The organism is Microbacterium sp. Se5.02b, assembly GCF_019464375.1.
Taxonomy (GTDB): domain Bacteria; phylum Actinomycetota; class Actinomycetes; order Actinomycetales; family Microbacteriaceae; genus Microbacterium.
This window is the reverse complement of record NZ_CP080491.1, coordinates 719,980-734,609: the sequence shown is the minus strand read 5'-3', so window position 1 is coordinate 734,609 and position 14,630 is coordinate 719,980. Positions and strand designations below refer to the sequence as shown.

Genomic DNA, 14,630 nt, shown 5'->3' with positions numbered 1-14,630 from the left:
GCAGGGAGCGCGCCGCGGGGTCGGTCTTCGCGCGGGGCGATCGCGCGGGAAACGCAGGGCGGGTCGTTCGGGAATCGGCCCGCCCCGCGTGGTTCTACAGTTCTCCGAGGAGGTCCTTCATCGTGGCGATCTCCGCCGTCTGGTCATCGATCACCTGTTGCGCGAGCTCGAGGACGTCCGGGTTCTGCGCGTCGTCAAGCGCCGTCTGTGCCATGTCGACGGCGCCTTCGTGGTGCACGATCATCTGCTCGAGGAACAAACGGCTGGCCTCGGTCGCGTCGGCGTCTTCCAACATGGTCATGTCCTCTTCGGACATCATGCTGTCGTCGCCGCCCATGGAGCCGTGGTCCATGCCGCCCATCGAATCGGGGTCGTACTCCACACCCCAGTCCTCGAGCCACCCGAGCATCTTGTCGATCTCCGGGCCCTGCGCCGCCTTGATCTGTTCGGCGAGCTCGACCACCCGCGGGTCCGCGCCGTCCTTGGCCAGCAGAATGTCCGACATCTCGATGGCCTGCTCATGATGAGGGATCATCATCGTGACGAACATCTCGTCAGCCTCGGTTGAGGCCGACGAGGACGTCGACGCGGACGGTGAGCTGCTGGTACCGGACGGCGCGGTGCCGGTGTCGGCGCAGCCGGTCAGTACCAGGGCGAGGGTGAGAGCGCCGGTGCTGAGTGCGAGGGGGATCTTCTTGTTCATGGTCGTTCCTTCGTAAGTCGTATGAGAGTTCGCTGAAGCGGCGGCGCCAACGGGCGCCGCAGGGCCGCCCACAGTTGGGTCGGCGTGCGAATACTCAAGTTCGACTGATCGAAAGAACCGTCAACGAGGGGCCACGAGGGAGGGCATCGGTCGCTTCCCACCGCAACCAGCTGGTCACCTCGCGAAGGGAGATGCCGGAGCGTCGGGCAAACGTCGGTGGGACGAGGAGCAGAAGGCCGGCCAGCAACGCGAGTACGCAGGCGGTGACCATGTCGTCGTGACCCTGCCCTTGTCCGGTGGTCACGTGGCACGGCCCGTCGCAGGCAGCGGCACCACCGTCGTCGAGGCTCGCCGTGGCGTCCGGAACGTGAGCGACTGTCGATGCGGAATGGGCGACGCCCGAGGAGCCGTGCCCGGCAGGTTCCGCGGTGAAGGTGTGCATGCCCAGGAGGCCGACGATGATCAGGACGGCCGCGGTGCCGAGCATCAGCAGGGTGCGCAGCGACAACTGCGGGCTTGTGGCGCGAACCGTCACCTGCATCCTCGATCCTTCCTGTTCCTCACGACGCTAGCACCGCCGCCTGTGTGCCCGACATCGATCCTGTGCACACTCAGAAGCCGCCTGCCAGCTCGTGCTTGACCGCCAGGATTTCCCTTGCCGCTGACCACCCGACAGCACCCGCCCTCTTGCCGTCGGCGGTCCTGAAGGTCGAGACGAGGCCGCCGCCGGCCGATGACGTCGTTTCCGCGGTCGCCTGCGGCAAGACGACGCCCGCTCCACTCAGCGTGACGCCGTGCACATTCACCGTGAACCCGGAAACGTGCCGGTACGGGCCAGGATCGTCCCCGCCGTGCAGATCATGAAGCAGCGCTCGGGCGGCGTGAGCCCCTTGTGCCACCGCATCATCCCAATGATCCATACGATAGAGCGAACCGTCGGGACCGACATGAGCGGCGACCCCACCGGCCGCATACACTGCCGGGATCGTCCTGGCACGGAGCCGGTCATCGACCTCGATCGCGGCACCGTCTGAGCGGATCCATGAGACAGCCGGAACTGTTCCGTGGGCGAGGACGATCACGTCTGACGATACAGATGTCCCATCATCGAGGAGTACGTCACCCCCGCTTCCGGAAGCCGAGATGGAGCGCACTGTCCGGCCTGGATGGAACTCCGTGTGCGCAGCGTGCAGATCGCGGAGCCGGGTGGCGATCGGCAACCCGAGGCTGTGCGCCAAGGGGATTTCGGAGCGCGCGACGAGATGCACTCTGGCACCAGCGCTCACAAGGTAGCTTGCTGCTTCTGCTCCGACCAGCCCGGCACCGAGGACAGTGACAACCCGCCTTTCGAACGTCGGACCCGCATGCCCTCGGATGCGTAGCGCGTCGGACGCGCTGTGCAGCGTGAAGACCCCCTCGCTGACGCCTGTCGCCTGCAGGGGACGCGGGGCGGCGCCGGTCGCCACGACAGCCGTTGCGAATATCAGCCGTCTGCCATCGTGCAGCAAGATGCCCCGCTCTTCCATCCCGACAGCGCTGCCGGGGATCGTCTCGACATCGATCGAGTCCAAGGCAGGCAGCGCGGATTGCTCCGGGGTGAGCAGGCCACGAAGGATGCCCTTGGTCACCAGCGTGCGGTTGTACGGGGCGAACGGCTCCGCATGCACGATCCGGATCGACCCGTCGAAACCGCTGCGCCGCAACGTGACCGCCGCAGAATGACCCGCGGCGCCCGCGCCGACGATGAGCACATCCGAGCTGGTCTTATCCATGAGAAGCTCCCTTCACCCCCTTGACCGGAATACCCTGGGTGGGTATATGGTTAGGCATACCAGTACCCTACCGGGGTATTCCGAATCGAGGGAAGGAAGCCATCATGAGCACGAGCGAGTACCAGGTGAGCGGGATGAGCTGCGGCCACTGCGAGGTCGCTGTTCGCGGCGAGGTCAGCCAGGTCCCCGGCGTCGAGAACATCGAAGTGAGTGCGCAGACCGGCCGGCTTCTCGTCACGACGAGTTCCGCAGTGGATGACGCGGCCGTGCTCGCGGCCGTCGATGAGGCCGGGTACGAGGCGGTCCGACTCTCATGAACGCCCCGGGCCGCCTCGGCCTCTACGGCGCGGGCCTTGTCGTTGTCTTCGGCGCCGCCTTCGCCGCCGCGGGCGCACTCGTGCCCGACAGCACGGTGACCGCATGGGCGGACGCCGGGCATTCCTCGCATGACGCGCAAGCGCCCGAGGATGCTGCTGGCACGAAAGACGATCAGGAGATGGGGGTGAGTGGAGTGATGAGCGCGGCATCGGGATTCACAATGAGCCCCGTACAGGCGCCGGCGAACGTCGAGACGGACGGTGAACTCTCCTTCGACATCCGCGATCCCTCAGGTGTCCCGATCACCGATTTCGACGAGGCCCACGATAAGCAGTTGCACCTGATCGTGGTCCGCAACGACGGGCGTGAATACCGTCACGTGCACCCCGAACTCGACCCGAGGACCGGGGTCTGGTCGCTGCCATGGTCCTGGGATACCGCGGGAACGTACCGGCTGTATGCGGACTTCACCTCTGAGGGGGTGAGCGCCACGCTCTCCCGCACCGTCGATGTGGCGGGGCAGCTGACACCGGAGCCCGAGGTCGCCGTCAAGACAAGCGACACGGTCGACGGCTTCGACGTGACCGTCAGCGGCGACCTGGTCGCCGGAACTGGAAGCGAACTGACTGTCAAGGTCTCTCGGGACGGGGAACCCGTCACGGTGCTGGAGCCGTACCTCGGTGCGTTCGGCCACCTCGTTGCCCTGCGCGATGGCGACCTGGCGTATCTGCATGTGCACGCGCGCGGCGAGGAACCACAGCCGGGCGATCTGGCCGGCCCCGAGGTGGAATTCACCGCCGAGACACCCACCACCGGCCGCTACCTGCTGTACCTGGACTTCCAGGTCGACGGACAGGTCCACACCGCACAGTTCGTACTCGAGGCGACCCCCGCCACCGGCGACCAGGCGGACACCGAAGACGACGCCGAGCACGACGGGCACTGACCCGCTCAGTGCGCATCGAGTTGCAAGAAGGATCGAGGAGACATCATGACGGATACGCAGTCAGCAGCCGCGTCCAGCGTGGAGCTGGAGATCGGCGGGATGACCTGCGCGTCGTGCGCGATGCGCATCGAGAAGAAGCTCAACAAGCTGGACGGTGTCACCGCCACCGTGAACTATGCGACGGAGAAGGCGAAGGTCACCGCACCGAACGGGTTCGACCCGGCGCTGCTGATCGCCGAGGTGGAGAAGACCGGCTACACGGCCGCCCTTCCCTCACCGGAGCCGTCCGCGGTAGTCGACGGTGAGGACGCTCCGGATAGGGAGCTGGTGAGCCTGCGGAACCGTTTGATCGCTTCCATCGTGCTGACCCTTCCTGTGATTGCGATGTCGATGATCCCCGCATTGCAGTTCACTTACTGGCAGTGGCTCTCACTCGCCCTGGCCGGCCCCGTCATCGTTTGGGCGGCCTGGCCTTTCCACAAGGCAGCGTGGACGAATCTCCGGCACGGTGCGGCGACCATGGACACGCTCATCTCGATGGGGACGATAGCCGCCTTACTGTGGTCGCTCTACGCGCTGTTCTTCGGCACGGCCGGCGTCCCCGGGATGACCCACCCGTTCGAGCTCACCGTGGCACCGTCGGACGGGGCGGCGAACATCTACCTCGAAGTGGGTGCCGCGGTGACGATGTTCATCCTCGCCGGACGCTACTTCGAGAAGAAGGCGAAACGGCAGGCGGGCGCCGCCCTGCGCGCGCTGTTGGAGCTGGGAGCGAAGGATGTTGCTGTGCTTCGCGCCGGCGCCGAGACCCGCATTCCCATCGCGGACCTGCGAGAGGGCGACGAGTTCGTCGTACGGCCCGGCGAGAAGATCGCCACCGATGGTGTGATCGTCTCCGGCACCTCCGCGGTCGACGCGTCCATGCTCACCGGTGAATCCGTGCCGGTCGAGGTCGGCGAAGGAGACTCCGTCACGGGGGCGACGGTCAATGCCGGTGGCCGGCTCGTCATCCGGGCGACGAGGGTCGGGTCGGACACCCAGTTGGCGCAGATGGCGAAGCTCGTCGAGGACGCCCAATCGGGCAAGGCCGAGGTGCAGCGCCTCGCCGACCGGGTGTCGGGTATCTTCGTGCCCATTGTCATCGCGATCGCCATCGCCACGCTGGGCGCTTGGCTCGGCGCGGGATTCCCTGCCGCGGCGGCGTTCACCGCCGCGGTCGCGGTGCTGATCATCGCCTGCCCGTGCGCCCTGGGCCTTGCCACGCCCACCGCACTGCTGGTGGGCACGGGCCGCGGCGCGCAGATGGGCATCCTCATCAAGGGTCCGGAAGTTCTCGAGTCGACGCGACGGGTGGACACCGTCGTTCTGGATAAGACCGGGACGGTGACCACAGGGCGGATGACGCTCACCGGCGTGTTCACCGCTGACGGCGTCGACCGCGGCGAGCTGCTGCGCCTGGCGGGTGCGGTGGAGGACGCCTCCGAGCATCCCATCGCGCAGGCCATCGCCAAAGCCGCAGTCCAAGAGGTCGGCACGCTTCCGACACCCGAGGGTTTCGCGAACATCGAGGGCAAGGGAGTGCAGGGCATCGTCGACGGGCACGCCGTCCTTGTCGGCCGCGAGTCGCTTCTCGAGGACTGGTCCCAGCGCCTTCCCGAGAATCTCGCCGCCGCGAAGAGCGAAGCAGAGCGTCAGGGCAAGACCGCGGTCGCCGTGGGGTGGGACGGGGAAGCACGCGGTGTGCTCATCGTCGCGGACACCATCAAGCCGACCAGCACCGAAGCCATCAGGCAGCTGAAGGCGCTGGGACTGACACCGGTGCTCCTCACCGGAGATAACCGTGCCGTGGCCGAGCAGATCGCGTCTGAGGTCGGCATCGATGAGGTCATCGCCGAAGTGCTCCCGAAAGACAAGGTCGACGTGGTCACCAGGCTGCAGCGCGAGGGCAAGGTCGTGGCGATGGTCGGAGACGGCGTCAACGATGCGGCCGCGCTCGCCCAGGCAGACCTGGGGTTGGCCATGGGCACGGGCACCGATGTGGCGATCGAGGCCAGCGACATCACGCTCGTCCGCGGCGATCTGCGCAGCGCGGCCGACGCGATCCGTCTGTCTCGGAAGACGCTCGGCACGATCAAGGGCAACCTGTTCTGGGCCTTCGCCTACAACGTCGCCGCCATCCCGCTGGCAGCCCTCGGTCTGCTCAATCCCATGCTCGCCGGCGCCGCGATGGCGTTCTCCAGCGTCTTCGTCGTCGGCAACAGCCTCCGCCTGCGCACGTTCCGCAGCCAGGCGGCGGACCCATCCCCGACCGCCGCGCCCGCACCGCGTGATCATGCGACGCGGAACGCAACCGTCGGAACCCACTGAAATCACGAAAGAGGAACACACATGTCTGATTCCGGATCCTGCTGCAGCCACAACAGCCACGGCTCTGTCCCAGCCGACGGACGCAAGGACCTCCTCGCGCCGTCCGCCGAACAGCTCGCCGAATGCCCCGTGATGGTCGGCAGCACCGTCGTGAAAGCGGACGCTGAAGCCGCTGGCCTCTACCGCGACTACGAGGGCACCCGCTATTACTTCTGCTGCGCCGCCTGCGGCCCCCTGTTCGACGCTGACCCCGCCAAGTACGTGACCGCAGCCTGACATCGCTTCACCTGTGCGGGGCGGCACACGGATCGCCCCGCACAGCTTCATCGTTTCCGAGGAGGATAGCCTCATGAGCCAGCCACACAGCGACGACGCTGATCACACCCACGAACACGCAGCGCACGGGCACACCCCATCGGTCCCCGCCGCGGCCACAGAAGACCCCCCCGTCCACACCCCTCACCACGACACCGCCGTGCACCACGACGGTCCCGATACTGCACCGCACGGAAGCGGCGCGCCGATGGGCCACCAGGGTCACGGCGAGCATGCCGGCCATGACGCACATGGTGGACACGACGCTCACGGTGGACACGGGGGTCATGCGGGGCATGGCGACCACGTCGGACAGTTCCGTCGCCTGTTCTGGATCATGCTGATCCTCGCCGTCCCCACCGTCGCGCTGTCGGGCATGTTCGCGATGATCCTCGGCTACACCCTCCCCGACATTCCCGGCCTGGCCTGGGTGTCCCCGGTACTGGGAACAGTGATGTACATCTGGGGTGGAAAGCCGTTCCTCGTCGGTGCTGTCAGCGAAATCCGCGACCGCAAGCCCGGGATGATGCTCCTCATCGGACTCGCCATCACCGTTGCGTTCATCGCCTCTTGGGGTGCGAGCCTCGGCCTGCTGCACCACGAGCTCGACTTCTGGTGGGAGCTCGCGCTCCTCATCGTGATCATGCTGCTCGGGCACTGGATCGAGATGCGGTCCCTCGCGCAGACCACGTCCGCTCTCGACTCCCTGGCCGCGCTCCTGCCCGACGAAGCAGAACGCGTCGAAGGTGACCAGGTCGTGACGGTCTCGCCTGCCGAACTCGTCGTCGGTGATGTCGTCATCGTTCGCCCCGGGGGCAGCGTCCCCGCCGACGGTCGCATCGTCGACGGTCGCGCGTCGATGGACGAGTCAATGGTCACCGGCGAGTCCCGCACCGTGACGCGCGGTATCGATGACCAGGTCACGGCCGGAACTGTGGCGACCGACTCCGGGCTGCGCGTGGAGATTACCGCCACCGGTGACGACACCACTCTCGCCGGCATCCAACGCCTGGTCACCGAAGCACAGAGCTCGTCCTCGCGCGCGCAGCGCCTTGCCGACACGGCGGCAGGCTGGCTGTTCTGGTTCGCTCTCGGCGCTGGCGTGATCACGGCGATCGTGTGGACGCTCGTTGGGCTTCCCGATGATGCCGTCATCCGCACCATCACGGTGCTCGTCATCGCTTGCCCCCACGCACTCGGTCTCGCAATCCCCTTGGTCGTCTCCATCGCCACCGAACGCGCCGCACGCGGTGGCGTACTCGTGAAGGACAGGCTCGCGCTGGAGAGCATGCGCACCGTCGACACCGTGCTGTTCGACAAGACAGGCACCCTCACCAAGGGCGAACCGACCGTCTCCGAGGTCTCAGTCGTCGAAGGCAACGACACCGACCGGGTGCTCGCCCTGGCCGCCGCCGCGGAGGCCGACAGTGAACACCCGCTCGCCAAGGCCATCGTCCGCGCCGCCGCCGACCGTCACCTCGACGTGCCCCGCAGCTCGGACTTCACCTCCTCTCCCGCAGTCGGCGTCACCGCGACCGTCGACGGGACCGTTGTACGGGTGGGGGGACCGCACCTGCTCACCGAGGAAGATGCGCAGGAGCTGCCCGTTGCCGAGCGGTGGCGCAATGACGGTGCGATCATCCTCCACGTGGTTCAGGACGGCCGTGTGATCGGCGCTCTCAAGCTCGCCGATGAGGTGCGGTCGGAATCGCGCGAAGCCGTCGATGCACTGCACGCGCTGGGTGTGCAGGTCGTGATGATCACCGGCGATGCCGAAGCCGTCGCGCACACCGTGGCCGAGGACCTCGGCATCGACCGTGTCTTCGCCGGCGTCCGACCGGAGGACAAGGCCGCGAAGGTGCAGGAGCTCCAGAACGAGGGACGCAAGGTCGCGATGGTCGGTGACGGCGTCAATGACGCCCCCGCCCTCGCCCAGGCCGATGTCGGGCTCGCGATCGGCGCCGGCACGGACGTTGCCATCGCCTCTGCCGGAGTCATCCTCGCCAGCGACGACCCCCGCTCGGTGCTCTCCGTCATCGAACTGTCCCGCGCCGCATACCGGAAGATGAAGCAGAACCTCTGGTGGGCCGCCGGCTACAACCTGATCTCCGTACCCCTCGCCGCCGGCGTCCTCGCCCCCATCGGGTTCGTGCTGCCGATGTCGGTCGGGGCGATCCTGATGTCCCTGTCCACCATCGTGGTTGCCCTCAACGCGCAGCTCCTGCGGCGACTCGACCTTCGCCCGGAAACCACGGCCCGCGCGATCCTCAACCGATAACCAATCCAGAACCGGAGACCACGATGACCGACACCATCGAGACCGACCAGGTCGAGTCCGACACCGCCTGCGAACACGGCGAACACGGCGAACACGGCTACATCACCGACAAAGCCCGCTATCTCGCCCGTCTCAAACGGATCGAAGGACAAGCCCGCGGCATCCACCGCATGGTCGACGAGGAGAAGTACTGCATCGACATCCTCACCCAGATCTCAGCGCTGACGAGCTCACTCCAGGGCGTTGCTGTCGGTCTTCTCGAAGACCATCTCCGCCACTGCGTCACCGACGCCGCACGTGCAGGCGGAGACATTGCCGAGGCCAAGATCACTGAAGCATCCCAGGCCATCGCACGCCTCGTCCGCTAAGCCAGCGAGGCGGCCCCGCGGATGCCTTCGATGCTCCTCGGATAGCTCTGGGCGAGTGGACGCTCAGGACTTTGCGCGCCTGTAGTCAAAGGCGCCGTCCTGACGCTGAGAATCGAGCAACTGATCGAGGATGCCATCGTGATCGATGACGGGCTTGGGCTGGCCATCCGGCTGCAGCCGCCCATCTAACCGAACGTGGCGTCGATGACGTGGTCGTCGAGCGTGGCTCCTCCGCTGGTGCTGCCGTGTCCGAGTGGGGTCATGCACGCCTCTTCTCAGGCTGGCCGGAGCTCACCGACACTGCAGCGCGTCGCCTGCTCGAGCCGACCGGGACGGCGCCGGCAAACGGCTACCCGACGGGGGCGGAGTGGGTGAGTGAGTACCTCACCCCACTCGTCGATGTGCTGGGTGACCGCGTCCTCTACGGCACAACGGTGACGGGAATCGCGCGGCAGGGGCGCGACAAAGACGTAGACAGCGGCCGCAAGGGCCAGCCATTCGTTGTGCACACGGTCGACCAGGACGGCTGCGATGGCCGTATCCTCGCCAGTGCTCGACGCCGTGGCCAGCATCGCCTCGGAGATCGACCCGAACATCCACTCCTGCGGCTCCGTCGGAGCCACCGGCGCACGCCAGCTCGCGCAGCCCGAGAAGGACCTGTTCATCGTCGGTGCGAAGTCTTATGGCCGCGCCCCCACCTTCCTGGCGCTCACGGGCTAGGAGCAGGTCCGCAGCGTCGCAGCTCACCTTGCCGGAGATCACGAGGCTGCGGAGCGCAACGAGCTCGTCCTTCCCGACACCGGGGTCTGCGGCGGTGCCGGCGGCTTCGACGCCGAGGGTGCCAGCTGCTGCGGCACGCCATCCGTACTGCGCAGATCGGCGCAAGGCCCGTCGGCGCAGTCTGACCGACCCACGAGAGGGCGACTTCCCGATTGGGAGGTCGCTTCTTGGCATCCAGGTGCAGTGTCCGTGAACTGTCTCGCCGCCGATTGCGCCTTACTTTGAAGAATGTCAATATAGATTCATGTCGAATCAACAGATTGAGCTGGTCATCATCGGATCGGGCCCCGCAGGCTTCACCGCCGCGATCTACGCGGCCCGGGCAAACCTCGCCCCGGTCGTTATCGCCGGTTCGGTGACCACCGGTGGTGCGCTGATGACGACGACCGAGGTGGAGAACTTCCCTGGGTTCGTCGACGCCGTCAACGGACCGGAGTTGATGGAGTCGATGCGTCAGCAGGCCGAGCGGTTCGGCGCCCGCATCCTCCTCGACGACGCAGTCAGCGTCGACCTCGACGGACCGATCAAGGCCATCGTGACTGGCGCGGGTGAGACGTTCCGTGCGCGTGCGGTGATCCTCACCATGGGCTCCGCCTATCGCAAGCTCGGGTTGCCGGATGAGGAGCGACTCACCGGCCGAGGCGTGTCCTGGTGCGCCACCTGCGATGGGTTCTTCTTCCGCGAGCAGGAGATCGTCGTCGTCGGCGGCGGGGACTCCGCGATGGAGGAGGCCCTGTTTCTCACCCGTTTCGCATGCAAGGTGACCGTCGTGCACCGTCGCGGCGAGGTCCGCGCTTCGAAGATCATGGCGCAGCGCGTGCTTGACCACCCGAAGATCGAGGTGGCATGGAACAGCGAGATCGCCCGGCTGAACGGCGACGAGAAGCTCGAATCCGTCACCCTCCGTGACACCGTCACCGGCACCGAGCGCGAGCTGGCGGCGACCGGTGTCTTCGTCGCGATCGGCCACGACCCCCGCTCGGAGTTGGTCACAGGACAGGTCGTCACCGACGCAGGCGGGTTCGTCCGAGTGGATCATCCTTCCACCCGCACGAACATCCCCGGGGTGTTCGCGGCCGGCGATCTGGTCGATCACACCTACCGGCAGGCGATCACCGCCGCCGGCACCGGCTGCGCCGCCGCTCAGGACGCCCAGCACTACCTCTCGAACCTCGAGAACGACCCGGCCGCTCCGATCGAGGCCGAGGAGGTCTTCGCATGAGCACGCTCACCGCCGTCACCGACGCCACGTTCGAGGACGAAGTTCTCGACTCCGACATCCCTGTCGTCGTCGACATCTGGGCCACCTGGTGCGGTCCGTGCCGCCAGGTCGCTCCGCTTCTTGAGCAGCTCGCCGCCGAGTACGACGGACGAGTGAAGATCGTCAAGGTCGATGCGGATCGGAATCCCGAGACCGTGACCGCCGCTGGCGTCACGTCGATCCCCACCCTCGGCTTCTTCCGCGACGGCACCGGCACGGACATCCTCATCGGCGCGCACCCGAAGCCCGTCATCGCCGAGAAGATCGAGGCGCTGCTCGCATGACCACCGCAACCGCAGCTTCCGCTCCCGCCGCCGTCCGGCGTCTGTCCACCCTCGACAAGTGGCTGCCACTGTGGATCGGGCTCGCCATGGTCGCAGGACTTCTCCTCGGCCGATTCGTCCCCGCTCTGTCGGACCTGCTCGGCCACCTCGAGGTCGGCGGCATCTCGGTGCCCATCGGGCTCGGGCTGCTGGTGATGATGTACCCGGTGCTCGCGAAGGTCCGCTACGACAAGATCGCGGCCGTCACCGGCGACAAGAAGCTCCTCGTGTCTTCGCTGGTGCTGAACTGGCTCGTCGGCCCTGCGGTCATGTTCGCCCTCGCCTGGATCTTCCTGCCAGATCTGCCCGAGTACCGCACGGGGCTGATCATCGTCGGTCTCGCCCGCTGCATCGCGATGGTCGTCATCTGGAACGACCTCGCCTGCGGCGATCGGGAAGCGACCGCCGTACTCGTCGCGATCAACTCTGTCTTCCAGGTGGTCGCCTTCTCACTGCTGGGCTGGTTCTACCTCACCGTCCTGCCCGGCTGGCTGGGTCTGGACACTCAGGGGTTGGAGATCTCGGTCTGGCAGATCGCCCTGAACGTGCTGGTCTTCCTCGGCGTGCCACTCGTCGCCGGCTTCGCTTCCCGCTGGATCGGCGAGAAGCGTCGCGGCCGCGCCTGGTACGAGGAGAAGTTCCTCCCCGTGATCGGCCCCTGGGCGCTGTACGGGCTGCTGTTCACCATCGTGCTGCTGTTCGCGCTGCAGGGCGATGCGGTCCTGGCCAACCCGCTGGACGTCGCGCGGATCGCGCTGCCACTGCTGGTCTACTTCGGGCTGATGTGGTTCGCAGGGCTCCTGCTCGGCAAGAGCCTGGGCCTGAACTACGCCCGCTCCACCACGCTGGCCTTCACCGCGGCCGGGAACAACTTCGAACTCGCCATCGCCGTCGCCATCGGCACCTTCGGCGCCGCCTCCGGGCAGGCTCTGGCGGGCGTCGTCGGCCCTCTCATCGAGGTGCCCGTCCTCGTTGGACTCGTCTACGTCTCCCTCTGGGCGGCGCGCGCTTGGTTCCACACCGATCCCTACACCGGCGAAAGGATCACCTCATGAACGTCACGCTCACCGACGCCGTCGACAGCTGCAGCCCGGTCGCTACCCACGCCATCGGCCACGAGGCGGCGTCCACCGTCGCCGCGACCTTAAAGGCTCTGTCGGATCCGCTGCGCCTGCGCATGCTCTCCGCGATCGCTTCCGATCCGCGAGGCGAGTCCTGCGTGTGCGATCTCGCCGAGCTCGCACACGTCTCACAGCCCACCGTGTCGCACCATCTGAAGGTCCTCAAGGGCGTCGACGTGCTCACCTCCGAACGGCGCGGCACCTGGGTCTGGTACCGCATCAACCCCAGCCGCCGGGGCGCCGTCACCGCTCTGCTGGACTCCTTCGCGCCTGCGACCATGACGGCGCCCGGCGAAGACGGCGACGCCGAAGGCCGCGCCGGCCACCCCGAGTTCGATGCGCGGATCACCCACCTCGCCGATGAGCTCGCCGCCGAGGTCCCCGAGCTCGCCCCGGAGACCGTGCTGGGCATCGTTCGTGAGTCGTACACGTCACTCGCCCGCACGGCAATAGTCACGGGAGCGCTTGTCCCGCTCACCGAACGCTTCGCACGTCAGCGACTCGCCGACCTCACGCGCGACCGCGACTCCGCTGTACCCCAGGTGTTGTTCGTCTGCGTGGCCAATGCGGGGCGTTCGCAGCTCGCTGCCGCGCTTGTCAACAAGCTCGCCGCCGGCAGGGTTGTCGCCCGCTCGGCAGGATCTGCTCCCGCGGACGTCATCCATCCGCACGTCCGCTCGATCCTCGCCGAGATCGAAGGCGACCTGGCCGCCGAACGCTTCCCCAAGCCCCTCACCGACGATGCCGTCCGTGCCGCCGACGTGGTGATCACGATGGGCTGCGGCGACGTCTGCCCGATCATCCCCGGCGTCCGCTACGACGACTGGGCCGTCGGCGACCCTGCCCTCGCATCCCGCGAGGGCGTCGAAGCCATCCGCGACGACATCGAGGACCGCGTCCGCGCCCTCGTCGATGAGCTCACGCACTGACCACCACCCACAGGAGCCCTCATGACCGACACCACCAAGCCCTCCGTCCTCTTCGTCTGCGTGCACAACGCCGGCCGCTCCCAGATGGCTGCCGGGTTCCTCCGCGACATCGCCGGCGACCGCATCGAGGTCCGCTCCGCCGACTCCATGCCGGCCGACCAGATCAACCCCATCGCCGTGGAAGCGATGAAGGAACTGGGCATCGACATCACCGCCGAGCAGCCCAAGATCCTCACCACCGAAGCCGTGCAGGCCTCCGACGTCGTGATCACCATGGGATGCGGCGACGCCTGCCCGTTCTTCCCTGGCAAGCGCTACGAGGATTGGAAGCTCGACGATCCTGCCGGTCAGGGCATCGAGGCTGTTCGCCCGATCCGAGACGAGATCCGGGCACGCATCGAGAGGTTGGTCGACGAAATCCTCTGATTCAAAGTCTGTCCGCTGAGGCGGGCCTCGCGCACGCTCGATAGTGTCAGCGAGCGACGGCCTCGTCGAGGGCATCCGTGAGGTCCCTGAGCTGGGTGAGCTCGAGCTTCTCGCCGTCGAGGAAGAAGGTCGGCGTGCCACTGACGTTGAGATACTGGCCGTCGTTGCGGTCTGCTTCGACTCTTTCCTTGGTGGCGGGGTCGGCGATTGCTTCGTCGTACGAGTCCATGTCGAGGCCTAGGTCTTCGGCGAACGTCCGGAACAACTGGGTGTGAGAGGTCTGCTGCTCGCCCCTCTGAGCCTGGGTCTCGAACAGGCGAGCGTACATCTCCTCGAACTTGCCCTGTTGAGCTGCCGCTTCGGCGGCGAGGGCGGCGTTCATGGAGTTGAAGTGTCCGGGCAATGGGAAGTACCGCACGACGTAGTTGATCTCGCCCTCATAGTCGGCGCGGATCTGTTCGACCACCGGGTAGAACGCTCCGCAGGCTTCGCACTCGAAGTCGAGAAACTCCACCAGCGTCGGCGCATCCGGGCCGGCGTCGTCCAGGACGTGCGAGTCAGTCCGGGCGCCGGGCAGTGCGCCCGCCGAGCCGGAAGGGTCGGGAGCAGCGGGCCGGGTCAGCATGACCACGACCAGAGCTGCGATCACGAGGACGATAACGACGGCACCGGTGATGAGGCTGACTTTGACGGGGGTCTTCACGAAGGATGGCTCCAGCTCGG

Annotated in this window: 16 protein-coding genes; 12 read left to right on the top strand and 4 right to left on the bottom strand. The window is 67.0% G+C overall.

The features are described from left to right. Nucleotides 1-94: 94 nt before the first annotated feature. The 3 genes from K1X59_RS03640 to K1X59_RS03630 all read right to left on the bottom strand — a co-directional run bounded on the left by K1X59_RS03640 (nt 95) and on the right by K1X59_RS03630 (nt 2,475). Nucleotides 95-703 carry a DUF305 domain-containing protein gene (locus K1X59_RS03640; RefSeq protein ID WP_029266186.1) on the bottom strand — a complete coding sequence of 203 codons (609 nt, stop codon included), beginning with the start codon at nt 701-703 and terminating at the stop codon, nt 95-97. 94 nt (nt 704-797) lie between these two features. Continuing rightward, nucleotides 798-1,244 carry a DUF6153 family protein gene (locus tag K1X59_RS03635; protein WP_029266188.1) on the bottom strand — a complete coding sequence of 149 codons (447 nt, stop codon included), beginning with the start codon at nt 1,242-1,244 and terminating at the stop codon, nt 798-800. Between the two features lie 70 nt (nt 1,245-1,314). After that, complete coding sequence (locus tag K1X59_RS03630) at nt 1,315-2,475, bottom strand: FAD-dependent oxidoreductase (protein ID WP_051667917.1); 1,161 nt, start codon at nt 2,473-2,475, stop codon at nt 1,315-1,317. A gap of 104 nt (nt 2,476-2,579) precedes the next feature. Between K1X59_RS03630 and K1X59_RS03625 the strand changes: the two genes are divergently transcribed. The 12 genes from K1X59_RS03625 (at nt 2,580) to K1X59_RS03570 (ending at nt 13,907) form a co-directional block, all read left to right on the top strand. Beyond that, nucleotides 2,580-2,792, top strand: coding sequence for a heavy-metal-associated domain-containing protein (locus K1X59_RS03625; RefSeq protein WP_029266192.1), 213 nt, complete (start codon nt 2,580-2,582; stop codon nt 2,790-2,792). Next, entirely contained in the window at nt 2,789-3,739 is a 951-nt protein-coding gene (locus K1X59_RS03620; protein ID WP_029266194.1) for a hypothetical protein, read from the top strand. Before K1X59_RS03625 ends, K1X59_RS03620 begins: the two co-directional genes overlap by 4 nt. A gap of 45 nt (nt 3,740-3,784) precedes the next feature. Further along, on the top strand, nt 3,785-6,106 hold the full coding sequence (locus K1X59_RS03615; protein ID WP_029266196.1) for a cation-translocating P-type ATPase: 2,322 nt from the start codon (nt 3,785-3,787) through the stop codon (nt 6,104-6,106). 21 nt (nt 6,107-6,127) lie between these two features. Then, nucleotides 6,128-6,382 (top strand): YHS domain-containing protein, encoded by a 255-nt coding sequence (locus K1X59_RS03610; protein WP_029266198.1) that lies wholly within the window; start codon nt 6,128-6,130, stop codon nt 6,380-6,382. A 73-nt stretch (nt 6,383-6,455) separates the two neighbouring features. Then, nucleotides 6,456-8,699, top strand: coding sequence for a heavy metal translocating P-type ATPase (locus tag K1X59_RS03605; protein ID WP_371511043.1), 2,244 nt, complete (start codon nt 6,456-6,458; stop codon nt 8,697-8,699). A 23-nt stretch (nt 8,700-8,722) separates the two neighbouring features. After that, complete coding sequence (locus K1X59_RS03600) at nt 8,723-9,067, top strand: metal-sensitive transcriptional regulator (RefSeq protein ID WP_029266204.1); 345 nt, start codon at nt 8,723-8,725, stop codon at nt 9,065-9,067. Nucleotides 9,068-9,598: 531 nt separating this feature from the next. Beyond that, entirely contained in the window at nt 9,599-9,787 is a 189-nt protein-coding gene (locus K1X59_RS22715; protein ID WP_371511042.1) for a hypothetical protein, read from the top strand. A 304-nt stretch (nt 9,788-10,091) separates the two neighbouring features. Continuing rightward, nucleotides 10,092-11,069, top strand: a complete 978-nt coding sequence (gene trxB, locus K1X59_RS03590) for a thioredoxin-disulfide reductase (protein ID WP_029266208.1) — start codon at nt 10,092-10,094, stop codon at nt 11,067-11,069. Further along, on the top strand, nt 11,066-11,392 hold the full coding sequence (gene trxA, locus K1X59_RS03585) for a thioredoxin (RefSeq protein WP_029266209.1): 327 nt from the start codon (nt 11,066-11,068) through the stop codon (nt 11,390-11,392). Before trxB ends, trxA begins: the two co-directional genes overlap by 4 nt. Continuing rightward, entirely contained in the window at nt 11,389-12,486 is a 1,098-nt protein-coding gene (gene arsB / locus K1X59_RS03580; RefSeq protein ID WP_029266210.1) for an ACR3 family arsenite efflux transporter, read from the top strand. The genes trxA and arsB overlap by 4 nt, the downstream gene beginning before the upstream one ends. Beyond that, entirely contained in the window at nt 12,483-13,481 is a 999-nt protein-coding gene (locus K1X59_RS03575; protein WP_029266212.1) for a metalloregulator ArsR/SmtB family transcription factor, read from the top strand. The genes arsB and K1X59_RS03575 overlap by 4 nt, the downstream gene beginning before the upstream one ends. A gap of 21 nt (nt 13,482-13,502) precedes the next feature. Further along, a complete protein-coding gene (locus tag K1X59_RS03570; RefSeq protein WP_183151867.1) occupies nt 13,503-13,907 on the top strand; it encodes an arsenate reductase ArsC in 405 nt (134 codons plus the stop codon). A gap of 46 nt (nt 13,908-13,953) precedes the next feature. Here K1X59_RS03570 and K1X59_RS03565 read toward each other — a convergent pair whose 3' ends face one another. Next, nucleotides 13,954-14,610 (bottom strand): thioredoxin domain-containing protein, encoded by a 657-nt coding sequence (locus K1X59_RS03565; RefSeq protein WP_029266216.1) that lies wholly within the window; start codon nt 14,608-14,610, stop codon nt 13,954-13,956. Nucleotides 14,611-14,630 lie beyond the last annotated feature (20 nt).